The organism is Pseudomonas sp. 1L-B-1-E-C1, from assembly GCF_057291835.1.
In genome coordinates this window covers 61,865-85,604 of record NZ_JBXAWN010000003.1, presented here as the reverse complement: position 1 = coordinate 85,604, position 23,740 = coordinate 61,865, and the positions used below count along the sequence as shown (strand labels likewise).

Sequence of the window (23,740 nt, the reverse complement as noted above, 5' to 3'; positions counted from 1 at the left end):
TTCAAGGAAGAAACAATGACCGGACAATGCATCGCTCCAGACGACCTGGACATGAAAAAACTCTGGGACAGCACCTGTGAGCTGCCCACTTGCAAACGGGAAACCAGCACCGCCGGCCCCAACCCGAAAACCCGCGTCGAAGTCCCGCTGCTGACCTGCAACTGCCTGTGGCGCCGCTTCCAGAAAGAAGCCGAAGAGTGGGTCGCCCCCGGCGGCGTCCTCATCGCCGACCCCCAGGCCCGCAACCGCAAGATCAACGCCGCGTATGCGCAGTTGTGGCTGGCGGATAACCGCTTTCAGTGGGCAGGGTTGGCGGCGTTTGCTTCGAAGCAGGTGGGGTGTGGGCTGATCCACGCCACCAAACTGCAAACCGCCATCGCTGCACAGAAAGCGGCACAGGAAAGCTCCGAACCGCTCCCTCGGAAACCCTGTTCGAAGGCTTCGGCTTCAAGTTCAGCAAAACCAATCCCGAGGCAGAGCAGGAGCTGGCCAAGGCTCGGGCAGCCAATCCGATGCCAACTGAAGACATTACCTTCGGTGACAATCCACGTTCAGTGGTTCAGCAGCAACTGGACTATGTGTATGAGATGTTGGCGCTGGGTAATACGTCGCTGTTTCTCGACGTTTATCCGTTGCACCGGTTTTTCATGGTGCGGGGGTACAAGGAAATGGAGAAGTGTTTGAGAAGCCGGCGTGGCATTGAGAAGGATGTAATGTGGCCGATAGCGAATAAGGTGCAGTTTGGGATTGATGCGGGTGAGATTTACCGAACCTTTGAAGCGATTGATGCCGGTGAAATTGCCGAAAGCGTTCAACAGATGGCACGACACGAACAGTTGAATATCTTGCAGCCCGCAATGTATGAGGACACGCAATTTGCAACACTGATGCGCGGTACTCATGCGGGCAACTACGTATCCGTGGTGACTGGCATGTTCTCTGGTGCAGCAGAGGAAATTCAACTAACGCTTGCTAGTCAGTGCAAGGCGCCCGATAACAGACAAGTTTCATTTTCCAAGAATCCTATCGCTAATCTCGCGGACCGGGATCAGCGAATGGAGTTCGTGTTACGAGCTGCTGGCCAATTTGATGCTTTGCTCAAGAACCCAGCGACTCGTGCTCAACTGAAACAGTCAATTACGGATATTGCTAACGGGGGCGGAATAAAGTGACGATTATTTCGCGTCGACTGGCATTTGCCGGGACTGGGATAGCGCTCGTTCTGGCGGTTGTTGTCGCCTACTCCATGTCCGGTGTCGACAGGATCTATGCTCATATTGGGAAGCCATACGCCGAAGTCGTCAAAGACTCCAGTTTCCCTGTTGAACGAAAAACAGCCATATATCCCAGTGACCCTCCCAAGGTCGACTCGACCTGGATAAGCAGCCCGGTCGTGATTACTTTTGATGATCCCGAGCATGGCTTTACCTTGCCCAAAACAATTTACGGCGCGGTGGGCTACACCAAGGGAAAAGTAGACGGCATAACGACGTCGCCAATGGTGGAATCGCTTCCCTTCGATAAGACAGCTGCGCTCTTGGACGAGCTGCAAACAATGTTCAAAGGTGCCGGTTGGGCTCCTGAATCTGCGGGAGGAAACGATTGGATCAAGGTGTCGGGCGATGATGAGAAACGACAGCTGCAAGCCAAGCTTTTCGAACAGGCGGATGGGGTGATCCTTTTGATACCTCACAAGTACAGCCTACTGCTGCACGTCAAATGCTATGTGCGTTGTGATGAGCGGAATGTGAAGACGGCCAGGTATTTAATCGACGTTGGCCTGAGCAGGGACCACTTCAGCGATTGATCCTGCAAAACCACAATTCTGTAGGAGTGAGCCTGCTCGCGATAGCGGTCTGTCAGTCAACGATGATGTCGAGGCTGATGGCCCTATCGCGAGCAGGCTCACTCCTACAGGTATCTGTGTCGGTTTCAGCGATGTGAGTGAAGCTGTTTTCATGACACTTTTGTTTCAATCCACGCTTTAGCTGTGCAATGCTGGCGCCGAGACCGTTAGCCAACTACAGCTTAAGTATCAAAAACGTAGAAACCGCGCGGTGCCGTCCACTTGCCCCTCTGGGGCGCTGCTACTACAGGGGGTCTGCATGCTCACCCTGCTCAATCTGCTGTCCGCCGTTGCTCTGTTGATCTGGGGCACGCACATCGTCCGAACCGGCATCCTGCGGGTTTACGGCACCAATCTGCGACATGTCATCGGCCAGAACATGTCGAAGAAATGGCTGGCGTTCATCGCCGGTATTCTCGTCACTGCCATGGTGCAGAGCAGCAACGCTACGGCGATGCTGGTCACTTCGTTTGTCGGTCAGGGTTTGATGGCGCTGACCCCGGCGCTGGCGACCATGCTGGGCGCCGATGTCGGTACCGCGTTGATGGCGCGGGTGCTGACGTTTGATTTGTCGTGGCTGTCGCCGCTGCTGATTTTCCTCGGGGTGATTTTCTTTCTGTCGCGCAAACAGACGCGGCTCGGGCAGATGGGTCGGGTGTCGATCGGGCTGGGGCTGATCATTCTCGCCCTGCAGTTGATCGTCGAGGCCGCTGCGCCTATCACCCATGCGCAAGGAGTGAAGGTGATTTTTGCCTCGCTGACCGGCGACATCCTCCTCGATGCCCTGGTCGGCGCGCTGTTCGCGATGATTTCCTACTCCAGCCTCGCCGCCGTGCTGCTCACCGCCACCTTGGCCGGCGCTGCGGTGATCAGCCTGCCGGTGGCGATCGGTCTGGTGATCGGCGCGAACATCGGCAGCGGCATCCTCGCCTTCATGAGCACCAGCATGCAGAACGCCGCCGGCCGCCAGGTTGCGCTGGGCAGTCTGCTGTACAAACTGATCGGCCTGCTGCTGATCATTCCGGTGCTCGATCCGCTGGTGCACTGGATCGACAGCCTCGATTTCAGCCCACAGGAAATGGTCATCGGCTTCCACCTGCTCTACAACACCGCGCGCTGCCTGATTCTGCTGCCGAGCGTCGGGCCGATGGCGCGGCTTTGTGCGTGGCTGCTGCCGGAGCGGCCGGAGGTCAACGGCACCGCCAAACCGCGGCATCTCGACCCGACCGCGCTGGTCACGCCGAGCCTGGCGCTGGCCAATGCCGCGCGGGAAACCCTGCGCATGGGCGATCTGCTCGACAACATGCTCGACGCTTCCCTCGATGTGCTGCGCGGCAAGCAGACCGCCGTCACTCAGGAAATGCGCCGACTGACCGACGACGTCGAGGCACTGTACAGCGCGATCAAGCTGTATCTGGCGCAGATGCCCCGCGAGGATCTCGGCGAGCACGACAGTCGGCGCTGGGCCGAGATCATCGAGCTGGCGATCAACCTGAAACTCGCCGCCGACCTGATCGAGCGCATGCTGCGCAAGATCCAGCAGCAGAAGACCTCGCAACGCCGTTCGTTTTCCGAAGAGGGCCTGGAAGACCTCGCCGGGCTGCAACAGCAACTGATCGCCAACCTGCGCTTGGGCCTGTCGGTGTTTCTCAGTGGCGACCGCGAAAGCGCCCGGCAGCTGCTGCGGGAGAAACGCCGCTTTCGTGCGCAGGAACGGCGTCTCGCCCACGCGCATGTCAGCCGTTTGCAACGCAAGATCGTCCAGAGTCTGGAGACCAGTTCGCTGCATCTGGAGTTGATCGCCGACATGAAGCGGCTCAATTCGCTGTTCTGCAGCAGCGCCTATGTGGTGCTGGAAACGGCGGACACTGGCGCGCTGGCGGTGGATGACATGGCGGACATTACGCATTCGCCTTGAACGTCTGGGGCTGGGGTCAGTCAGTTACAGTGGTTCAGCCGCAAGATCTTCGCGAGCAGGCTCGCTCCCACAGGGGAATGTATTTCAATTGTGGGAGCGACGGTGCGACGATTCGACCTGCTCGCGAATAGCGGCCTGAATAGCGACACGGATCTCCAAATCAGCCGTATGGAAGCCTGTTATGCGTTGCCTGTTGTTCGCCTGTCTGTTGCTAGGTTCCCTGCCCGCCTTCGCCCTGGATCGGTTCCAGGTCGAAGGCTATGCGCTGCCCAACGGTTTGCAACTGATGCTCAAACCCGGCACCGAACGTGGCCATGTGGCGATCCGGCTGGTTGTCGGCGTCGGTCTCGATGACTTCGACTGCAACGAAAAAGAGCTGCCGCATTTGCTCGAACACCTGCTGTTCAGCGGCATCGATGCCACCGGTGAAGGCGGTCTGGAAGAGCGCATGCAGGCGTTGGGTGGTGACTGGAATGCGTTCACCAGCAATGCCGACACTACATTCGTCATCGAAGCCCCGGCGAAAAATCAGCGCAAGGTGCTCGACCTGCTGCTCGCGCTGCTGACCCAGACACGCATCGACGACAACGCGATCAACGCCGCCAAACGGGTGGTCGAGCGTGAGGACGGCGGGCATTACACCAAACTGCAGCGTTTCCTTGATCGCCAGGACCTCGGCCACACTGCGAGCAATCAGCTGGCTGTCGAGCTGGGACTGAAATGCCCACAGCGCGCCGAAGTCGGCCATCTGACCCAAGAACAATTGGAGAAGGTGCGCAAGGCCTGGTATGCGCCGAACAACATGACCCTGATCATCGTCGGCGAACTCGACAAACTGCTGCCGGCCTATCTCGAGCGCACCTGGGGCGAGCTGGAGCCGGTCGAGCCCAGCGAACACCGGGCGTTGCCGGACATCCGCACCAGCGCCGCCCATGAACGCACCCTCACCCGGGGCTTCATCGGCGACAGCGCCAAGCTGCACTGGCTGGTGCCGGAACCGGTGCTCGACGATCAGTACGACCAGACTTTCGACATTCTCAAGGATTACCTCGACTGGGCGCTGTATCGGCAGATTCGCCTTAACCACGGCTTGTCGTACGGGCCGTGGGCCGAGCGCGAAGTGTTCGGCGGTGTCGGTTTCATGAGCCTCAACGCTGACCTCGATCGCGATGACGTCGACGAAGCCATTCAAGTGCTGGAGGACCTCAAGGCTGACTTGCTGAAAAACGGCCTCGACCCGAACACCTTTGCCCGCATCAAACAAGCCGCCATCGCCCATCAGGCCTGGGCCGTGCAGGGCAACAGCGCACTGGCGGACTATTACTGGAGCGCCCTGGCCGATTATCAGGACGGCCGCTTTGCCAACCCGGCGCGTGAGCTGCAAGGGGTTACGCTGGACGCGGCGAACAAGGCCATGCGCGAACTGTTGTTACAGCCGGGGTACATCAGGATCGAGAAGCCCTTGATCAGTGATGATCAGGTGTTGTGGCTGGTCGCGGGTGGGGTCGGCGTATTGCTGCTGATCTTGATCGGCTGGCGCCTGCATCGCCACCGCAAACACCCGCCGCAGACCTGACACATAACCCTGTGGGAGCGAGCCTGCTCGCGAATGCGGCGGCTCCATCAACGGTGATGGCGGCTGTTACTCCGCCTTCGCGAGCAGGCTCGCTCCCACAGGGAAAATTGCTCCGCGCACCACCTCGCCACAACGCCCGGCGGACGCTACTCTGTCGGGGTATTTCCCTACCCTGCAGTGAAGCGCCCACATGTCGAAACTAACCCTTCTGGTCCAGCGCATTCTCGGGCTGATCAAGCGCTACCCCGGGGTTATTGCGGCGGGTGGTTTCATTTCCGGGGTCGGCAGTTTCATCCTCGTCGATCGCCAACAGGGGCTGGCCAGCTGGATCACGGTGATCATGCTGCTCAGCTGGATCTGGCTGATGCTGGAAAACACCCTGACCGGGCTGTTCACACGGATCTTCAAGCGCGAGATTCCCCAGCCGCTGCTGCGTTACGCGACGCAGATGATCCATCAGGAAAGCCTGTTCTTCGTTCTGCCGTTTTTCTTCATCACCACCACCTGGAACAGCGGCCAGTTGATTTTCACTGGCCTGCTCGGCATCGCCGCACTGATCTCCATCGTCGATCCGCTGTACTACAAATGGCTGGCGCCACGGCGCTGGGCGTTTCTCGCGCTGCATACCCTGACCCTGTTCGCCGCCCTCCTCACCGCGTTGCCGGTGATCATGCACCTGACCACCGCGCAGAGTTTCAAATGGGCGCTGGGGATTGCTGTGCTGCTGTCGTTCCCGAGCCTGGCGTCGATCTTCCCGATCCGCACCGTGCGCAACGCCCTGGCGATTCTGTTCATCACCTTTGGCATCGGCGGCGTCGGTTGGGCGCTGCGTTCGTGGGTGCCACCGGCGACGCTGTGGATGACCGACGTGGCGATCAGCACGCAGCTGCAGGATCGCACCCCCGGCGCCAGCCTCGATACCGTCAGCGCCGAGCAGATCCGCAGCGGCGGGCTCTACGCCTACACTGCGATCAACGCGCCGCGCGGCCTCGACGAGCGGATTTATCACGTCTGGACCTTCAACGGCAAAGAGGTCGACCGCATCGCCCTCGATATCCATGGCGGGCGCAAGGAGGGTTACCGGGCGTGGACGCACAAGCAGAATTTCCCCGGCAACCCGGCGGGCAAGTGGCAGGTGCGGGTGTTGACCGAGGACGGTCAGTTGATCGGCGTGCTGCGTTTCGCAATCACCGACAGCACACCGGCCAAAGAAAACTGATCCGGTTCGTGCTATTACGTAGGATCTCGTAACGGCCGTACAAGCACGGAGCTTATGACCAGCAGCCCAACCCCCGGCAGTGCCTACCTGGACACCGCGCTCAGCCCTGCCCGCCTGCGGGTCAGCGGCGACTGGACGCTCGCCCACTACACGGCGCTCAAGCACCTGAGCGAAAAGCTCCGCGGCCAGTACGACGCCAATACCCCGATCGACCTCAACGGCCTCGGCGCCCTCGACACCGCTGGCGCCTCGTTGCTGGTCGAGCTGCTCGGTTCCGAACGCCTGGGCAAAACCGCCGAACACCCTGATTGCACCCTTTCGACGGCCGACCGCGCCTTGCTGCAAACCGTGTATTGCTCGCTGAACGATTTCTGCGTGCCGATCAAGGAGCCGGAAGTCAGCGTCAGCGTGCAATTGCTGACGCGCATTGGCCGCGCAGTAGATAAGGTCTGGAACGACACGCTGCAGCTGCTCGGCTTCGTCGGGCTGATCCTCGAAGTCATCGCCCGTGGCCTGTTCCGGCCCAGGCGCTGGCGCATCACGCCGATGATCGCGCACATCGAGCAGACCGGCCTCGATGCGGCGCCGATCGTGGCTTTGCTGACGTTCCTGGTTGGCGCGGTGGTGGCGTTTCTCGGCGCTACGGTGCTGGCCAGTTTCGGCGCGACGATTTTTACCGTGGATCTGGTCGGTTTCTCGTTCCTGCGCGAATTCGGCGTGCTGCTCACGGCGATCCTGATGGCCGGGCGCACCGCCAGTGCGTTCACCGCACAGATCGGCTCGATGAAAGCCAACGAAGAAATCGACGCGATTCGCACCCTCGGCCTCGACCCGATCGAGTTGCTGGTGGTGCCGCGGGTGCTGGCGCTGCTGGTGGCGCTGCCGATGCTGACGTTTCTGGCGATGCTCTCGGGTATCGTCGGCGGCGGCGTGGTCTGCGCAGTGTCGCTGGACATCTCGCCGGCGATGTTCCTTTCGCTGCTGCAATCGGACATTGGCATTCAGCATTTTCTGGTGGGGTTGGTGAAGGCGCCGATCTTCGCCTTCCTGATCGCCGCGATCGGCTGCCTGGAAGGCTTCAAAGTCAGCGGCAGCGCCGAATCGGTCGGCGCGCACACCACCTCCAGCGTGGTGCAGTCGATTTTCGTGGTGATCGTGCTCGATGCGGTGGCTGCGCTGTTTTTCATGGAGATGGGCTGGTGAGTCGTCTCTCCCGCGCGCCCTCGGAGGCGGTGATCGAAGTCCGTGGCCTGTGCAATCGCTTCGGCAGCCAGAGCGTGCACGAAAACCTTGATCTGGACGTGTACAAAGGCGAAATCCTCGCCGTGGTTGGCGGCTCGGGCACCGGTAAGTCGGTGTTGCTGCGCAGCATCGTCGGGCTGAATCGGCCCAGCGAAGGCATGGTCAAAGTCTTTGGCCAGAACCTGCCCAATCTGCCCGAGCATGAACGCTCGTTGATCGAACGTCGCTTCGGTGTGCTGTTTCAGAAAGGCGCACTGTTCTCGTCGCTGACCGTGACCGAGAATGTCGCCCTGCCCCTGATCGAACACGCCGGCCTCAGCCGCCACGACGCAGAGCATCTGGCGGCGGTAAAACTGGCGCTGGCCGGGCTGCCATTGTCGGCGGCGGACAAATACCCGGCGTCGCTGTCCGGCGGCATGATCAAACGTGCGGCGCTGGCGCGGGCCCTGGCGCTGGATCCGGACATCCTGTTTCTCGACGAACCCACCGCCGGCCTCGATCCGATTGGCGCGGCGCAGTTCGATCAACTGATCCTGACCCTGCGCGATGCGCTCGGCCTCAGCGTGTTTCTGGTCACCCACGACCTCGACACGCTGTACACCATCACCGATCGGGTGGCGGTGCTGGCGCAAAAGAAAGTGCTGGTGGCCGGCCCGATCGACATCGTCTCGGAAACCGACGACGCGTGGATTCACGAATACTTCCACGGCCCGCGCGGCCGCTCGGCGCTGGACGCCGCCAAACTGCTCAACGAGGTCTGATATGGAAACCCGAGCCCATCATGTGTTGATCGGCCTGTTCACGGTGATCGTCGTGGCCGGCGCCCTGCTCTTCGGCCTGTTTCTGGCCAAGTCCAGCGTCGACACCGAGTTCAAGGATTACGAAGTGGTGTTCAACGAGGCGGTCAGCGGTCTGTCCAAGGGCAGCTCGGTGCAGTACAGCGGGATCAAGGTCGGTGACGTGGTCAGCCTGCGCCTCGACCCGCAGGACCCGCGTCGGGTCCTGGCGCGGATTCGTCTGGCGGGCGACACGCCGGTCAAGGAAGACACCCAGGCCAAACTGGCACTGACCGGCATCACCGGCACCTCGATCATCCAGCTCAGCGGCGGCACCCCGGAGAGCCCGAAACTGCGCGGCCATGACGGCCAGTTGCCGACCCTGATCGCCTCGCCCTCGCCGATCTCGCGTCTGCTCAACGACAGCAGCGATTTGATGACCGGCATCAGCGCCCTGCTACAAAACGCCAACCATATGTTCTCCGCGGAAAACGTCGAGCGCGTGAGCAAGACCCTCGCTCATCTGGAGCAGACCACCGGGACCATCAACGACCAGCGCGGCGACATCAAACAAGCGATGCAGCAACTGGCGACGGTGGGCAAACAGGCCGGCAGCATGCTCGAGCAGACTTCGCTGCTGATGCGCAACGCCAATGGCCTGCTCAACGATCAGGGCAAACAGGCCTTGGGCAGCGCCGAACAGGCGATGAAGTCGCTGGAGCAAAGCAGCGTGACCATCAATGGCTTGCTCAGCAAAAACCAGAATTCGCTGGATAACGGCATGCAGGGTCTCAACGGCCTGGCCCCGGCGATTCGCGAACTGCGCGAGACGCTGACCTCGCTGCGTGCCATTTCCCAACGCCTCGAGGCCAACCCCAGCGGCTACCTGCTGGGCAGCGACAAGAACAAGGAATTCACCCCATGAAGTTGACTCGAATCGCCCTCCTCGGCGCTGGCCTGAGCCTGATCGGCGCGTGCTCGATCTTGCCCGAATCGGAACCCTCGGATGTCTATCGCCTGCCCGCCGCGCCGGCGCCCGCCTCGGCCAGCCCAATGACAGCTCAGTCGTGGTCGCTGCGCCTGAATAAATTGCAGGCCAGCGAAGCGCTGAACCGGCCGAGCATTGCCGTGATTCCGCAAGGCGATGTGATCAGCAGCTACAAGGGCTCGCGCTGGAGCGATCCGGCGCCGGTGCTGCTGCGCAATCGCTTGCTTGATGGCTTTGCGCGGGATGGTCGAGTGACATTGCTGAGCACCGACGACAGCAACTTCCAGGCGGATCTGGAACTGGGCGGCAGTTTGCAGGCGTTTCAGACCGAATATCAGGGCACCCAGGCCGGCGTTGTGGTGCGGGTCGATGCGTTGCTGGTGCGTGGTTATGACCAGCGCATTCTCGCCAGCCGCCGCTTCGAAGAGCGCCAGCCGTTGAATGATGTGCAAGTGCCGGCGGTGGTGGCCGGGTTCGGCCAGGCCAGTGATCGCCTTACGGCCAAGGTTGTGGCATGGGCCGTCGAGCAAGGCCAGCGGTTGGCTCCGGTCACACGCTGAAATCGCCAGGATCGCAGCCTTCGGCAGCTCCTACATGGGTCGGCGTACACCCTGTAGGAGCTGCCGAAGGCTGCGATCTTTTGCTTCAACCAAAGAACCAGTAGCAGACCCCGATGGCGCCAACCACCCCGGCAAACTCCGCCAGCAACGCGCAGCCCACCGCATGCCTCGCCCGCTGAATCCCCACCGCGCCGAAGTACACCGCCAGCACATAGAACGTGGTCTCGGTACTGCCCTGAATCGTTGCCGCGACCAGTGCCGGGAAGCTGTCGACGCCTGAGGTCTTCATGGTTTCAATGAGCATCGCCCGCGCGGCGCTGCCGGAGAACGGTTTGACCATCGCCGTCGGCAATGCGTCGACAAAACGCGTGTCCCAACCGGCCCACTCGACCAGATGGCGAATACCGTCGAGACCGAAATCCAGCGCTCCAGAGGCGCGCAGTACACCAACCGCACAGAGCATCGCGACCAGATACGGCAGAAGATTCTTCGCCACATCGAAGCCTTCTTTCGCGCCTTCGACAAACGCTTCGTAAACCTTGACCTTGCGCATTGCACCGATCAGCAGAAACAGCATGATCAAGCCGAACAGCGTGAGATTGCCGAGGATCGACGACAATCCCGCCAACGCAGTGGCGGAAAGCGTGCCGAGCAGCGCCATGAAACCGCCGAGGATCAGCGCGCCGGGCACCAGATAGGCCAGCACCACCGGATCCCAGATGCGCAGGCGCTGCATGAAGGCTACGGAGAGGAAACCGACGATGGTCGAGCAACTGGTCGCCAGCAGAATCGGCAGGAACACCAGCGTCGGATCCGGCGCGCCTTGCTGGGCGCGGTACATGAAGATGGTCACGGGGAGCAGGGTCAGCGAGGAGGCGTTGAGCACCAGAAACAGGATCTGCGCATTGCTGGCGATGGTGGCGCTGGGGTTGAGCTCCTGCAGCGCTTTCATGGCTTTCAGGCCAATTGGCGTGGCGGCGTTGTCCAGGCCGAGGCCATTGGCAGCGAAATTCAGCGTGATCAGGCCAAGGGCAGGGTGGCCGGCGGGGACTTCCGGCATCAGCCGCAGGAATAACGGGCCAAGGACCTTGGCCAGCCATTCGACGATCCCGGCTTTCTCGGCAATGCGCAGAAAGCCCAGCCATAGGGTCAGGGTGCCGAACAGCAGCACCATGACTTCGACCGAGAGCTTGGCCATGGCGAAAATGCTCTCCACCATCGCCGCGAAGATTCCGGCATTGCCGCCGATCAGCCACTGCGCCAGTGCCGACACGGCTGCCACGATGAAGAAGCCAAGCCACAGGCCATTAAGCATCAGTCAAATCCCCCGAAGAATGCGGCGAATGATAGCGGGGTCGCCAGAAACGACAAACCCCGGATTGCTCCGGGGTTTGTCTGGATCTGCTGCCACCGATTCACCGGGTGACGCCAATCTACTGTAGGGGCTGCCGAAGGCTGCGATCTTTGGACTTTGTTTTCAAAGCAAGATCAAAAGATCGCAGCCTTCGGCAGCTCCTACAGGGTTTTGCATTACGGCTTGGAAATCTCGCCCGCCGGCAGTTTTTCCTTGCTGCGCCAGTGCGGCAGGGAGTTCCAGTAGCGCTCGCCCTTGGCGTCGTCGTACATGCCTTCCCAGCGCGCGATAACCAGCACCGCCAGAGCATTACCGATCACGTTCAGTGCGGTACGGGCCATGTCCATGATGCGGTCGACACCGGCGATGAATGCCAGGCCTTCCAGCGGAATGCCGACGCTGCCAAGGGTGGCCAGCAGCACCACGAAGGAAACGCCCGGTACACCGGCGATGCCTTTGGAGGTGACCATCAGGGTCAGCACCAGCAGCAGTTGCTGGCTGATCGACAGGTCGATGCCGTACAGCTGGGCAATGAAGATCGCCGCGATCGACTGGTACAGGGTCGAGCCGTCGAGGTTGAACGAGTAACCGGTCGGCACCACGAAGCTGCAGATGGCTTTCGGTGCGCCGTAGGCTTCCATCTTCTCGATCACCCGTGGCAGCACGGTTTCCGAGGAAGCGGTGGAGTAGGCCAGCACCAGCTCATCCTTGAAGATGCGCATCAGCTTCAGGACCGAGAAGCCGAACAGCTTGGCGATCAGGCCCAGCACGACGAAGGCGAAGAAGGCGATGGCGACGTAAACCAGAATCACCAGTTTCGCCAGCGGCAGCAGCGAGGCGAAGCCGAAGTTGGCCACGGTCACCGCGATCAGTGCAAATACGCCGATCGGGGCGTAGTTCATGATCATGTGGGTGACTTTGAACATGCTTTCCGAAACGCCCTGGAACATCTTCACCAGCGGCTCGCGCAGGTCCGACTGCAGGCTCGACAGACCGAGGCCGAACAGTACGGAGAAGAAGATGATCGGCAGCATTTCGCCGCGAGCCATGGCCGCGAAGATGTTCGACGGGATCAGGTTGAGGATGGTCTCGATGAAGGCATGTTCATGCTGCACTTCGGCGGCGGTCGCCTGGTACTTGGAGATATCCACCGTGCCCAGGGTGCTCATGTCGATGCCGGTGCCCGGATGGAACACGTTGGCCAGCACCAGGCCGACCACGATGGCGATGGTGGTGACGATCTCGAAGTAAATGATGGTCTTCAGGCCGATTCGCCCGAGCTTCTTGGCGTCGCCGACGCCGGCGATGCCGACGATCAGGGAAGAAATGACGATCGGGATCACGATCATCTTGATCAGACGGATAAAGATATCGCCTGCCGGTTGCAGGACGTTGCTGATCCACCAGGCCTTCTCGGCGCTGAAGTGGTTGAGCAACGCACCCAGTGCAATCCCCAGAACCAGACCGATGAGGATCTGCCAGGCGAGGCTGATTTTTGCCTTCTTCATTATCTTTACCCTTACTTGCGTTTGACTCAGGCACATGCAGGAACTGGAACGCTCATCAGCGGAAAAGTCTGTGCATCTGCCTCCGTATAAGGTGCCCCGAAGCGCGTGTTTACGGCTCTTCGGCAAGCGAAAAAAGGCGCAACTATTCCGATGCAAGGTGGCGCCGTCTAATGCCGTAAACGCCTACCCTATGCCGAATCGGCATGAGCTTTTTCAATTGAAACTGGCGTCCCAAGCGGTTCGATTGTGACATTTCAGCCGGCATAAGTGCCGTGAACCGGCCATTACAGCGTAGGCTGGTTAAATTTCGCACAGGTGAAATCGGCGGAAATTTCCCCGGAAAGTCTGAATCGCAAGACTAGAAGTCACTCCGATTGAGCGCGATCTTTGTCGATATACGGTCGCCAGGAAACACCGCGAAATGTTTTCCTCACAGTGTCGACGATTGAAAGAAGGGAATTGGCGTGCTGGATCAACGCTTTAGCTGATTCAAAGCCCAGCGCAGATTCGTCAGACCAGCGGGTCGACGAACCTGCGGCGCAGCTTTTGCCCTGACCCGGCCCTTACGCAGGTACTCCCTGTACCCGTAGGTCACTCCGACCCTGTATCAGTCAGAACGTCCCGGCCCCCTGGTCATGCACCGACCCTCATCGGGCGGCGCAATGGAAAGCAGCGGGGCGCTGCTTTCGTGTTCAAAAAATCCTGTGCGTCCTGCATCAGTACCACTTCGGATCTTTCTTCAGGGTTTCCATCAGCAGATCCTGCATGCCCTGATCAGGTTTGCCGAAGAAGCGATAGGTCGCGTGTCGCGTCGGCGACTTGTCCTGCGGCAGACCTTCCGGCACATCGACCAGCATGGCGTAAGCGTCATCCTTGTCGAAGCTGAAGGCAACGATCAAACGGTGATTCAGGCACTTGTCCTGACTCTCGCAGAGCGGGCCGACCAGATACTTGTCGCCATCTTCCGTAACGGCATGCATCTGTTGCTCGGAGGTTCCGGACAGGTTGATCACCCATTCCGGAACGCGCTCTTCCTTTTTGATCACACCTTCCCAGGTTTTGCGGTACTGCTCGTCGGAAGCGAGCAGTTCGTTGACCCGGGCCTGGCCATCATTGGCCGCCATGGCCATGGCACTGCCGCCCAGAAGCAGGGCGGCGGCCAATGTCTTGAGACCGATCATCGTTAACCTCGGCCGCGACGGCCAAAGAAGAAGGAAGCGATGAACATCACCAGGAACACGACAAAGAGAATCTTGGCGATACCCGTGGCGGTGCCCGCGATACCACCGAAGCCCAGTACGGCGGCGATGATGGCAATGATCAAGAATGTAATTGCCCAGCTCAACATGGTGATTCTCCTTACTTCTCTATTTAGGGGTGTTTCCGGTTTCCGACGCTCAGGCGTCCGAATCTGTTCAACGACTTAGAAAACCCAGCGCTCTTCCCGTGGCAGTTGGTCCAGCGGTTGCGCCTGGTCTACATCGATCATGTGCATCGAAGCGTTTTCAGCCTGGCTGCTGCTCACGGCACTGAAGTGCGTTTGAGTGCTGTGCTGCATCGAAATCAGTGGCTCGGGTTTACGGCTGTTTTCCCAGCTCATGTACTGCTGGCAGACGATCAGGGTGATCAGCAACGCCAGTACACCGAACAGACCTTGCTGGATCTGCAGTGGCGAAATACGTACTTGGGCGGCGATTGGGCGAGTCATCCTGTGTTCCTCACACTTGTTCTGTTGGGGCAGTGCTGTTCTGCCCGGGCTGAGTGAGGTATTGCAGCCTGCATGCCAGTTTTTTAATGTCAGAAAATATCAATAAAAACAAAAGGTTACGTACGCTTGGGAAATTTCCTGCGACGCATCCTGCACGATGGCTCTTCTGCGGTCGTGCGCAATGCACGATTATTTCGTGGGAAATTTCGATGATATGGAATTGCTACCGGTACGCAGATGTCAGAAGAGGACGCAGGATCTGCCCTGCAAAACGCCGAATGTTTTAAAACTCAATGAAATCAATGAATTGGCCGTTATGGCAGTAGAGAGCTACCCTCCTATGGCTGGTATCGTTCAGAATCAACCATGCAACTTGCCCGATTTTTCCGGGACTAACCCAAGACTAATCACTATGGAGCGTAGGAAAAATGGAATCTGCCACTGAGCAACAAGGCCGCATTCTGCTGGTGGACGATGAATCCGCCATCCTGCGTACGTTTCGTTATTGCCTCGAAGACGAAGGCTATACGGTCGCCACGGCCAACAGCGCGGCCCAAGCCGAGGCTTTGCTGCAACGCCAGGTCTTCGACCTGTGCTTCCTTGATTTGCGTCTGGGTGAGGACAACGGTTTGGACGTCCTCGCGCAAATGCGCATTCAGGCGCCATGGATGCGCGTGGTAATCGTCACCGCGCATTCGGCGGTCGACACCGCCGTTGATGCCATCCAGGCTGGCGCCGCCGACTATCTGGTCAAACCGTGCAGCCCCGACCAATTGCGTCTGGCCACCGCCAAGCAACTGGAAGTGCGTCAGCTATCGGCGCGTCTTGAGGCGCTCGAAGGCGAGATTCGCAAACCGAAAGACGGCCTCGATTCCCACAGCCCGGCGATGAAAGTCGTACTGGAGACGGCCCGTCAGGTCGCGAGCACCGATGCCAACATTCTTATCCTCGGCGAATCCGGCACCGGTAAAGGTGAACTGGCCCGTGCGATCCACGGCTGGAGCAAGCGCGAGAAGAAGTCCTGCGTGACCATCAACTGTCCTTCGCTGACTGCCGAGCTGATGGAAAGCGAGCTGTTCGGCCATAGCCGTGGCGCCTTCACTGGGGCCAGCGAAAGCACGCTCGGTCGAGTTAACCAAGCAGACGGCGGCACGCTGTTTCTCGACGAGATCGGCGACTTTCCTCTGACATTGCAGCCAAAGTTGCTGCGCTTCATCCAGGACAAGGAATACGAGCGGGTGGGCGATCCGGTGACTCGCCGTGCCGATGTGCGCATTCTCGCCGCCACCAATCTCAATCTCGAAGACATGGTCCGCGACGGTCGCTTCCGCGAGGATCTGCTCTATCGCCTCAACGTCATCACCCTGCATCTGCCGCCATTGCGTGAGCGCGCCGAAGACATCCTGACCCTTGCCGATCGCTTCCTCGCACGTTTCGTCAAAGAGTATGCGCGTCCAGCGCGCGGCTTCAGCGATGAGGCGCGCGAAGCGCTGCTCGGTTATCGCTGGCCGGGCAACATTCGCGAGCTGCGCAACGTGGTCGAGCGGGCGAGCATCATCTGCCCGCAGGAACGCGTGGAAATCAGCCACCTGGGCATGGCCGAACAACCGGCCAACAACGCGCCACGGGTCGGCGCGGCGCTGAGCCTGGATGAGCTGGAGAAAGCGCACATCGGTGCGGTACTGGCCACCGCCGGCACCCTGGACCAAGCGGCGAAAACCCTCGGCATCGACGCCTCGACCCTGTATCGCAAACGCAAGCAGTACAACCTGTGAGCATTGCGCGATGAAACTGGCGATCAAGCTGCGCACGCGCCTGTTCCTGAGCATTTCCGCGTTGATCACCGTCGCCTTGCTCGGGCTCTTGCTCGGGCTGGTCAGCGTGATGCAGATGGCCGGGTCGCAGGAAGCGCTGGTGCGCAGCAATTTCGTCACCCTGGATCTGGGCCTCAAATTGCGCCAGACCCTCGGCGATCAATTGATCATCATGCTCGCGGAAAAGCCCGACCCCGTTGCCTTTGAAGCGTCCAAGCAGCATTACTTCCAGTTGCTCGACCAGGGCATCGCCCAGCAGCCGGAGGGTGAAGATCAGCCTTACGGTTTCCGCCAGGCCAAGGCCGATTACCTTAACTTTCTCGACTCCTTCGATGTGAGCGCCGAAGCGGCGAAGAACGCCAGCACCAGCGCGGATTTCCGCGAGCGTTTCAATATCCTGCGCAACGGTTTGATCGCTGAGCACAAGCACGCCCTGGACAGCATCAACGAGGTACAACACGCCGCTCGTGAACGCGCCCTGCTGATCGCCGGGCTGCTTGGTCTGGTCGGGCTGGCGGTGCTGATCATCGGTTTTGTCACAGCGCAAGGCATTGCCCGCCGCTTCGGCGCGCCGATCGAAGCGCTGGCCAAGGCTGCCGATAACATAGGGCAGGGTAACTACGACGTGACCCTGCCGATTTCCACCGCCATGGAAGTCAACCTGCTGTCGCGGCGCTTCGGCCTGATGGCCGAGGCGTTGCGCGAACACCAGGCGATGAATGTCGACGAGCTGTTGGCCGGCCAACAACGTTTGCAGGCGGTGCTCGACAGTATTGACGACGGTTTGTTGATGATCGATCGCCAAGGCCAGCTCGAACACCTCAACCCGGTGGCTCAGCGCCAGTTGGGCTGGGAAGATGATCGTCTCGGCCAAGGCCTGGGCACTGCACTCGGTCGCCCGGAGCTGGATGCGCAACTGCAACTGGTGCTGCGCGGCGGCACGCTGGAGCGGGCGCCGGAAGATCTGAGCATCGAAGTCGATGGCGAATCGCGCCTGCTGACCTACAGCCTGACGCCGGTCAGCCACACCCAGGGGCATATTCTCGGTGCGGTCATGGTCCTGCACGATGTCACTGAGCAGCGTGCATTCGAGCGCGTGCGCAGTGAGTTTGTCTTGCGCGCTTCCCATGAACTGCGCACGCCGGTGACGGGCATGCACATGGCTTTCGGGCTGTTTCGTGAGCGGGCCAAGTTTCCGGCGGAGTCGCGCGAGGCTGACCTGCTGGATACGGTCAACGAGGAAATGCAGCGCCTGATGCAGTTGATCAACGACTTGCTCAACTTCTCGCGCTACCAGAACGGTCTGCAGAAATTGACGCTGGCGCCATGTTCCATCGAAGACTTGCTGGAGCAGGCGCAGCTGCGCTTTGCCGAGGCGGCTGCGGCCAAGGGTGTGGCGCTGAACGTCGAGATTCAAGGCTCACTGCCGAGATTGCAGGCCGATCAGGCGCAGCTCGAACGCGTCCTCGACAACCTGATCGACAATGCCCTGCGCCACACCGCCCGCGACGGGCAGATCCGTCTGCAGGCGCGGCGCCATGGCGAGCGGGTGATCATCAGCGTTGAAGACAACGGCGAAGGCATTGCCTACGGCCAACAGGGACGAATCTTCGAGCCGTTCGTGCAGGTCGGACGTAAAAAGGGCGGCGCCGGCCTCGGTCTGGCACTGTGCAAGGAAATCGTCCAGTTGCACGGCGGGCGCATGGGCGTCTATTCGCGGCCGGGGCAGGGCACCCAGTTCTACATGGCGCTGGCAGTCTAGGCCTCGTCGTCCATACGCCGCCCCGCCAAGCGCCTGCCGCGGGTGATCAGTTCGATGAACTGCACGGCGCTGAGCGCGTGGGCGAACAACCAGCCCTGACCGAATTTCACTCCCTCACTGCTGAGCAATGTCGCCTGGGATTCCAGCTCGATGCCTTCGGCAATCACCTTCAGATCCAGCGCCTGCGCCATGTGAATGATGTGCGGCGCGACGCCGCTGCTCGCCGCGTCATGGCCCAGCGCATCAATGAAGGCTTTGTCGATTTTCAGGCAGTCCACCGGCAGAGTCTGCAGGTAGGCGAGGCTGCAATAGCCGGTGCCGAAATCATCGATCAACACCTGATGGCCGACGTCGCGCAAGGCTTGCAGGTTCTCCCGCGCCACCACCACATCGATCAGCCCACGCTCGGTGACTTCGAAGGCGATCTGCCGCGCGGCGACACGGTGCAGCGCCAGCAGTCGCGCCATGACCTGGCCGATGCGCGGCACCATCACGTCACAGGCTGCGAGGTTCACCGAGATATACAGCTGCGGGTTGGCGCGCAGTAACTGGCCCAGTTGTTCGAGCAGACGCTGCAACACGAAGTCGGTCATCTGCCGGATCTGCCCGGTGTTCTCGGCCATCGGAATGAACAGATCGGGACTGGTCAACGTCCCGTCCGGACGCCGCCAGCGCAGCAGGGCTTCGGCACCGACGCAGTTGCGGCTGTCGAGATCGAAGATCGGCTGATACAGGACCTGCAGCTCACCCCGGCGGATCGCCCCGTGCAGCTCGGCGTCCAGTGACTGGCGCTGGCGCACCAGCAGGAAGGTCAGAAAGCCGACAATGGCCCCTGCGATCAGGCACACCGGCAACAGCCACCACCACACAGCCGGGACGTGCATGCCCGTGCGCGGCGTGATCAGTACCAATTGATATTCCGGATTGTTGGTGGGCATGCGGTAGATCAGTCGTGTTTGAGTCACCTGCAGCGCATCACGACTTTTCGGTGGCCAGGGTTCGGTCGGCGGCCAGGTCTGTGCGTGGCCGAGCACCGGGATCGCACGGGTGCCGTGATCGAGTACCACTAGCAGGCTGCTGCCGGGCGACAGATCGACCATGTCGGTCAGGTGCCCGCGCGAGGTGGCGACGCGAAAATTGCCGCGCCCGAGCATCAGCGCCGCGCGGTTTTCATCGGGTTCGGTGGTGGTGTTCAGCCAATAGCTGTAGGTCGGGCCCTGAATGTCCGGCGCACGCACCAACGACAGTCCTTCCTGGCGCGGACGATTGGAGCAGAACCGCGAGGCGTCCATGTAGGCGGCCTCGTAGACGAAGCGATAGTTGAAGGTGACTTGCTGCAGGGTCGCGATCATTTCTTCATCGCAGCCGCGCAAGGGCTGGGCTTCCAGATCGTCGAGACTTTCGCGCAACTGGCCGAACAATTGTTCGAGGCGGGCGAGGAAACGCTCGCCCTGAGCGTTCATTTCCTGGCTCTCGCGCATTTCCATCTGGCGCATCGCCGCGAACATACCGCCGGCGATCAGCAGGCTGGCACTGAGGACAGCCGCGATCATCGCCAAAAATACAGGGCGATAAAACCAGCTACGCAGCGTCTCTCGGGTCGCAGCCATCAAGGATTTTCCGAAGAATTACCATGAGTTATAGCTGCTGATTGCGATTTCGCCCTGACCGTCGGGCGGGCGTCATTATTTTGTCTGGTTGAGCACCAGCAGAAGTGCTGCGGTTTGCGCATCCGGCGTACCGTCGAAGCGGGCAGGGCGGTAGTGCATCTGGAACGCAGCGAGGACGTGGCGCGTGGCGACATCCAGCTCGCCGGTTTGCGGCGTGTCGTAACCCAGCCGCGCGAGTTGCGCCTGGAACCAGCCGATTTCCGGCAATGGTTTGGTGTCGAATACAGCCTGCTGCCGCGCCACCGCTTGCTCGTTCGGCCACAGGCCAAGGCCTTCGGCGGCGAGGCGTTTCCACGGGAACAGTGGCCCCGGATCAAGCTTGCGCAGCGGCGCGATATCGCTGTGACCGATGATGTGCCGAGGGCTGATGCCGTTGCGTTGGCTGATGTCCTTGAGCAGGGTGATCAGTGATTGAATCTGCGCTTCGCTGTACGGGTACCACAGACGCCCGGTCGGGGTGTCCTTGTAGCCGGGATTGACGATTTCGATGCCGATGGAGCTGGAGTTCAACCAGGTGCGACCCTGCCACTGACTTTCGCCGGCGTGCCAGGCACGCTGGTTCTCATCCATCAACTTATAGATCGTGGCGCCCTTGTCATCGCCGATCAGGTAATGGCTGCTGACCTCGCCGTGAGTCAGCAGTTGCAGCGAACGCTCCAGCGATGCCGAGGTGTAATGCACTACGACGAATTGAATGCGGCTGTCGTAATTGGCCGAAGGATGACTGGTGTCGTAGCGCGGGCCGCTGGCGCAACCAGCGAGGACGAGCAGCGAGGCAATCAGGGCAAAGAATTTCATGGCAGAGGACGATACGCAGAAGACAATAATGCAACAGTGTAACGTACGGATCTGGCCAGAATCCGCCAGCGGGCGGATTTAAACAAAATGGAACAATTACCTCAGCCCAGCTCGACCCGGTTTCGCCCGGCATTTTTTGCCCGATACAGCGCTTGATCGGCTCTTTTCAACGCCAGATCGCTGTGTTCGCCCACTCTGAACGATGTAAGGCCCATGGAAATCGTGATGGTCACTCGTTCGCCCTTGAAGTGAAACGGGCAAGCCTCAATCGCCGCACGCAGGGTTTCCAGTAGCTTTGCGCCCACCGCTGGCGGCGTTGCCGGCAGTAACAGCACGAATTCTTCACCGCCGAAACGGGCGATAAAATCCGAACCGCGCAGGCGTTTGCGCAGCACTGTGGCGATAATCTTCAGCACTTTATCGCCGGCCAGATGACCGTAGCTGTCGTTGATGCGCTTGAAGTGATCGAGATCGAGCATGGCCAGGCTCAGTGTATTGCCGTGCTGCTGCCATTGCTGGATTTCATGCTCCAGGCGTTCACTCCAGGCCGCGCGGTTGGGCAAACCCGTGAGCGGGTCGATCAAGGCTTTCTGCCGCTGTTCCTCAAGGTGTTCGCGGAAACCCAAGGCTTCCTGTTCCATATGCGCGACCCGCTCCGACAGGCTCATCAGCCGGGCGGCGACTTCCTGCTCGCGGGCGTCGCGCTGCTTCTGGTGCTGATCCATGGTGCCGAGCAGGCCTTCCAGGTGATTCTCCAGCACGTGCTTGAGGTCATCGAGGTCGGCTGCTTGCTGGACGCTACTCTGCAAGCCGTCGACCTGCTCGCGAATCTGCGTGTCCATGGCCCGTGCCGCCGAGCTATTGTCGGCATGCCCTTCGCTGGCCGCTTGGAGGTTGCTCTGAAACGCTTCGAGGCGTTCGTTGAGCTGTTGCAGATACGCTTCGAACTCATGCTGACCACTATCGGTAATCGCCAGCATCAAAGTTGCGAGATCGTCGAGGATCGGCAGCAGTTCGTACCAGTTCAAGCCGTGTTTGAGCCTTTCGCGCATGGCTTCGGCTTGAGGCCGGTGACGTTCGGGTAGGGTCAGGTCGTCGAGCAGGCCGATCAGCGTGTCTTCGATATGCCTGGCCACGGAGCTGTAGGACGGCTCCGGCGAGTCGGGCAGGGCGAAGAGGATGTCGTGTTCCGGCTGCTCCGGGTCTGTAGCGGCCAGGGCTTGAGTGGTCGGCTCGGGGAGCGGCAGGCTATCGGGAATCAGCGGCGACGGATCGCCGGGGTGGCTCAGTTCGTCGGGGTTGAATGCCTCGGTTGCAAGCGGTGGCGCAACGGGGTCTGGCGCGGCGGGAGCGGCTGGCTCAACCGGTGTCGGCTCGGGTTCAATGACGACGGCGGGCGTAGCGAACGCAACGATTTGCGGTTCGGGCGCGGCCTGCACCGGCGCTTCGACGGCGGCGGGAGCCACAATCGCCGGCTCAGCGTCCGCGACCGGTGCCATTTGCGCCGGCTCCGGTTCAGGTTGCGCGGTGGCGATCGGCTGTGGCGCTGATGCTACCGACGGCTCTGCCGTAGGAGCAGCGGCGTCCTCACTGTCACGACTACCAAACAATCGTTGCAACAACCCTGGCCGGCCTGGTTCGGCAGGCGTCTCCAATTGACTCAAGGCCTTGCCCTGCAGGCCACTGAGCTCGCTCAGCAGCAGCGGCATTTCCCGCGCCTGACCGACGCGGCTGTCCAGTTGTTTGGCAAATTTCTTCAGCGGTTGCGCGACTTCGCGCGGCAAGGGAAGGGCCTGCAACTGGGTGACCAGCGCGGTCAGCGCGGTGCTGACCTGATCGATGCGGGTTTCGCGGCGCTGCTCGGAGTCGAGCACGGCTTTTTCCAGACGCGGCAGCAGGGCGGCGAGGCCGGCGTCCATGTCATCGGTGCGCACGACTTCGCGCATTTCCTTCATGCACTGATCGACGGCCTTGTCGGTGCCTTCGGCCGCCAGCGTGCTGCGCACCAGTCCGCGCCGCAGCAGGTCGAGTCGCGCGGCCCAGCGGCGTTCGAGCTTGTCCTGCTGTTCGATGCTCTTGAGGTACTTCTCTTTCCAGCGCTGGGCGTCGTCGCTCATTCACAGGTTCCGCGAGGGGCAGGGCTCAACGCGGGCAATGCGTCGGCCGTGAGCGAACCCGGCAGACGAATTTCCACCGCGACCGGCAGGTGATCGGAAATAGGCTGGGCCAGCACCTCGACCTTTTCCAGGGTCAGGGTCGGGCTGAGCAAAATATGATCAAGGCAACGCTGTGGGCGCCAGCTGGGGAAGGTCGCTTCCACCTGCGGGGCCAGCAGGCCGAGATCGCGTAACGGCGAGTGTTCGAGCAGGTCGCTGGCGTGGGTGTTCATGTCGCCCATCAGCACCTGATGCTTGTAGCCGCTGATCAAATCACGAATGTAGGCCAGTTGCAGGCTGCGCGTCCGCGCGCCAAGGGCCAGATGCATCATCACCACCACCAGTGCTTCCGGACCTTCGCCGAAACGCAGCAGGATCGCGCCGCGACCTTTCGGACCGGGCAGCGGGTGATCCTCGATCGCCCAAGGCTTGAGGCGACTGAGCACGCCATTGCTGTGCTGGGCCAGCCGGCCGAGGTTGCGATTGAGTTGTTGATACCAGTAGGGGAAGGCGCCGAGATGGGCCAGGTGTTCGACCTGATTGACGTAGCCTGAGCGCAGACTGCCGCCGTCGGCTTCCTGCAGGGCGACCAGATCGAAGTCGCCAAGCAGGTCACCGATCTTCTGCAGATTGCCGGAACGCCCTGTGTGCGGCAGCAGATGCTGCCAGCTGCGGGTCAGGTAATGCCGATAGCGCTCGGTGCTGATGCCGACCTGGATGTTGAAACTGAGCAAGCGCAGACGCTGGTCTGCGGGCAGGCCCGTAGACGCCAGGTGATGCTCGTTGACCTGCGGATCATGCAGGCCAACGGTGCGGTGGGTGTTCCAGCGGCGCATGGCGAATGC

General features: G+C 60.8%; 19 protein-coding genes and 1 pseudogene. 11 read left to right on the top strand and 9 right to left on the bottom strand.

From position 1 onward, the window contains the following. The first annotated feature begins 15 nt into the window (after positions 1 to 15). The 9 genes and pseudogenes from AC0Z4S_RS06660 to AC0Z4S_RS06620 all read left to right on the top strand — a co-directional run bounded on the left by AC0Z4S_RS06660 (position 16) and on the right by AC0Z4S_RS06620 (position 10,125). Positions 16 to 1,172, top strand: a pseudogene (locus AC0Z4S_RS06660) (DUF2515 family protein). Next, entirely contained in the window at positions 1,169 to 1,807 is a 639-nt protein-coding gene (locus AC0Z4S_RS06655) for a hypothetical protein (RefSeq protein WP_485622481.1), read from the top strand. The pseudogene AC0Z4S_RS06660 and the gene AC0Z4S_RS06655 overlap by 4 nt, the downstream one beginning before the upstream one ends. Positions 1,808 to 2,105: 298 nt before the next feature. Further along, positions 2,106 to 3,764: a Na/Pi cotransporter family protein gene (locus AC0Z4S_RS06650; protein ID WP_129998046.1), complete on the top strand. Its 1,659-nt coding sequence runs from the start codon at positions 2,106 to 2,108 to the stop codon at positions 3,762 to 3,764. A gap of 181 nt (positions 3,765 to 3,945) precedes the next feature. Next, positions 3,946 to 5,340: a M16 family metallopeptidase gene (locus tag AC0Z4S_RS06645; protein ID WP_485622480.1), complete on the top strand. Its 1,395-nt coding sequence runs from the start codon at positions 3,946 to 3,948 to the stop codon at positions 5,338 to 5,340. A gap of 190 nt (positions 5,341 to 5,530) precedes the next feature. Then, positions 5,531 to 6,559 (top strand): DUF5924 family protein, encoded by a 1,029-nt coding sequence (locus tag AC0Z4S_RS06640; protein WP_485622479.1) that lies wholly within the window; start codon positions 5,531 to 5,533, stop codon positions 6,557 to 6,559. A 54-nt stretch (positions 6,560 to 6,613) separates the two neighbouring features. Then, on the top strand, positions 6,614 to 7,762 hold the full coding sequence (locus AC0Z4S_RS06635) for an ABC transporter permease (protein WP_485622478.1): 1,149 nt from the start codon (positions 6,614 to 6,616) through the stop codon (positions 7,760 to 7,762). Beyond that, positions 7,759 to 8,562, top strand: a complete 804-nt coding sequence (locus AC0Z4S_RS06630; protein ID WP_485622477.1) for an ABC transporter ATP-binding protein — start codon at positions 7,759 to 7,761, stop codon at positions 8,560 to 8,562. Before AC0Z4S_RS06635 ends, AC0Z4S_RS06630 begins: the two co-directional genes overlap by 4 nt. 1 nt (position 8,563) lies before the next feature. After that, a complete protein-coding gene (locus tag AC0Z4S_RS06625; RefSeq protein ID WP_253497548.1) occupies positions 8,564 to 9,502 on the top strand; it encodes an MlaD family protein in 939 nt (312 codons plus the stop codon). Then, positions 9,499 to 10,125, top strand: a complete 627-nt coding sequence (locus AC0Z4S_RS06620; protein ID WP_485622476.1) for an ABC-type transport auxiliary lipoprotein family protein — start codon at positions 9,499 to 9,501, stop codon at positions 10,123 to 10,125. Before AC0Z4S_RS06625 ends, AC0Z4S_RS06620 begins: the two co-directional genes overlap by 4 nt. 85 nt (positions 10,126 to 10,210) lie before the next feature. On the opposite strand, the gene AC0Z4S_RS06615 is transcribed toward AC0Z4S_RS06620, so the two are convergent. From AC0Z4S_RS06615 to AC0Z4S_RS06595, 5 genes are all read right to left on the bottom strand, one after another. Next, positions 10,211 to 11,440, bottom strand: coding sequence for a nucleoside recognition domain-containing protein (locus AC0Z4S_RS06615; RefSeq protein WP_042608285.1), 1,230 nt, complete (start codon positions 11,438 to 11,440; stop codon positions 10,211 to 10,213). A gap of 215 nt (positions 11,441 to 11,655) precedes the next feature. Then, entirely contained in the window at positions 11,656 to 12,987 is a 1,332-nt protein-coding gene (gene gltP, locus AC0Z4S_RS06610; protein ID WP_253497553.1) for a glutamate/aspartate:proton symporter GltP, read from the bottom strand. 716 nt (positions 12,988 to 13,703) lie between these two features. Beyond that, a complete protein-coding gene (locus tag AC0Z4S_RS06605; protein ID WP_485622475.1) occupies positions 13,704 to 14,168 on the bottom strand; it encodes an inhibitor of vertebrate lysozyme family protein in 465 nt (154 codons plus the stop codon). Between the two features lie 2 nt (positions 14,169 to 14,170). Then, entirely contained in the window at positions 14,171 to 14,335 is a 165-nt protein-coding gene (locus AC0Z4S_RS06600) for a DUF1328 domain-containing protein (protein WP_003177151.1), read from the bottom strand. A 75-nt stretch (positions 14,336 to 14,410) separates the two neighbouring features. After that, a complete protein-coding gene (locus AC0Z4S_RS06595; protein ID WP_024014979.1) occupies positions 14,411 to 14,695 on the bottom strand; it encodes a hypothetical protein in 285 nt (94 codons plus the stop codon). A 428-nt stretch (positions 14,696 to 15,123) separates the two neighbouring features. Here AC0Z4S_RS06595 and algB point away from each other — a divergent pair, with 428 nt between their 5' ends. Continuing rightward, positions 15,124 to 16,470: a sigma-54-dependent response regulator transcription factor AlgB gene (gene algB, locus AC0Z4S_RS06590; protein ID WP_039757147.1), complete on the top strand. Its 1,347-nt coding sequence runs from the start codon at positions 15,124 to 15,126 to the stop codon at positions 16,468 to 16,470. 10 nt (positions 16,471 to 16,480) lie between these two features. Further along, positions 16,481 to 18,271 (top strand): ATP-binding protein, encoded by a 1,791-nt coding sequence (locus tag AC0Z4S_RS06585; protein WP_471878866.1) that lies wholly within the window; start codon positions 16,481 to 16,483, stop codon positions 18,269 to 18,271. On the opposite strand, the gene AC0Z4S_RS06580 is transcribed toward AC0Z4S_RS06585, so the two are convergent. From AC0Z4S_RS06580 to AC0Z4S_RS06565, 4 genes are all read right to left on the bottom strand, one after another. After that, positions 18,268 to 19,881 (bottom strand): EAL domain-containing protein, encoded by a 1,614-nt coding sequence (locus AC0Z4S_RS06580; protein WP_253497562.1) that lies wholly within the window; start codon positions 19,879 to 19,881, stop codon positions 18,268 to 18,270. The two genes, AC0Z4S_RS06585 and AC0Z4S_RS06580, sit on opposite strands and share 4 nt — an antisense overlap. Before the next feature lie 75 nt (positions 19,882 to 19,956). Continuing rightward, the gene (locus AC0Z4S_RS06575) at positions 19,957 to 20,739 is read right to left on the bottom strand and encodes an N-acetylmuramoyl-L-alanine amidase (RefSeq protein WP_485622474.1); all 783 of its coding nucleotides are present in this window, start codon (positions 20,737 to 20,739) and stop codon (positions 19,957 to 19,959) included. A gap of 101 nt (positions 20,740 to 20,840) precedes the next feature. Further along, positions 20,841 to 22,856: a GGDEF domain-containing protein gene (locus AC0Z4S_RS06570; protein WP_485622473.1), complete on the bottom strand. Its 2,016-nt coding sequence runs from the start codon at positions 22,854 to 22,856 to the stop codon at positions 20,841 to 20,843. Then, positions 22,853 to 23,731, bottom strand: a complete 879-nt coding sequence (locus AC0Z4S_RS06565) for an endonuclease/exonuclease/phosphatase family protein (protein ID WP_253497570.1) — start codon at positions 23,729 to 23,731, stop codon at positions 22,853 to 22,855. Before AC0Z4S_RS06565 ends, AC0Z4S_RS06570 begins: the two co-directional genes overlap by 4 nt. Positions 23,732 to 23,740 lie beyond the last annotated feature (9 nt).

Coding starts and splice junctions, on each gene's coding strand:
- AC0Z4S_RS06585 (WP_471878866.1), top strand. CDS start 16,481: ATGAAACTGGCGATCAAGCTGCGCACGCGCCTGTTCCTGAGCATTTCC.
- AC0Z4S_RS06595 (WP_024014979.1), bottom strand. CDS start 14,695: ATGACTCGCCCAATCGCCGCCCAAGTACGTATTTCGCCACTGCAGATC.
- AC0Z4S_RS06570 (WP_485622473.1), bottom strand. CDS start 22,856: ATGAGCGACGACGCCCAGCGCTGGAAAGAGAAGTACCTCAAGAGCATC.
- AC0Z4S_RS06620 (WP_485622476.1), top strand. CDS start 9,499: ATGAAGTTGACTCGAATCGCCCTCCTCGGCGCTGGCCTGAGCCTGATC.
- AC0Z4S_RS06625 (WP_253497548.1), top strand. CDS start 8,564: ATGGAAACCCGAGCCCATCATGTGTTGATCGGCCTGTTCACGGTGATC.
- AC0Z4S_RS06605 (WP_485622475.1), bottom strand. CDS start 14,168: ATGATCGGTCTCAAGACATTGGCCGCCGCCCTGCTTCTGGGCGGCAGT.
- AC0Z4S_RS06600 (WP_003177151.1), bottom strand. CDS start 14,335: ATGTTGAGCTGGGCAATTACATTCTTGATCATTGCCATCATCGCCGCC.
- AC0Z4S_RS06615 (WP_042608285.1), bottom strand. CDS start 11,440: ATGCTTAATGGCCTGTGGCTTGGCTTCTTCATCGTGGCAGCCGTGTCG.
- AC0Z4S_RS06565 (WP_253497570.1), bottom strand. CDS start 23,731: ATGCGCCGCTGGAACACCCACCGCACCGTTGGCCTGCATGATCCGCAG.
- algB (WP_039757147.1), top strand. CDS start 15,124: ATGGAATCTGCCACTGAGCAACAAGGCCGCATTCTGCTGGTGGACGAT.
- AC0Z4S_RS06645 (WP_485622480.1), top strand. CDS start 3,946: ATGCGTTGCCTGTTGTTCGCCTGTCTGTTGCTAGGTTCCCTGCCCGCC.
- AC0Z4S_RS06635 (WP_485622478.1), top strand. CDS start 6,614: ATGACCAGCAGCCCAACCCCCGGCAGTGCCTACCTGGACACCGCGCTC.
- AC0Z4S_RS06650 (WP_129998046.1), top strand. CDS start 2,106: ATGCTCACCCTGCTCAATCTGCTGTCCGCCGTTGCTCTGTTGATCTGG.
- AC0Z4S_RS06575 (WP_485622474.1), bottom strand. CDS start 20,739: ATGAAATTCTTTGCCCTGATTGCCTCGCTGCTCGTCCTCGCTGGTTGC.
- AC0Z4S_RS06640 (WP_485622479.1), top strand. CDS start 5,531: ATGTCGAAACTAACCCTTCTGGTCCAGCGCATTCTCGGGCTGATCAAG.
- AC0Z4S_RS06580 (WP_253497562.1), bottom strand. CDS start 19,881: ATGGCTGCGACCCGAGAGACGCTGCGTAGCTGGTTTTATCGCCCTGTA.
- gltP (WP_253497553.1), bottom strand. CDS start 12,987: ATGAAGAAGGCAAAAATCAGCCTCGCCTGGCAGATCCTCATCGGTCTG.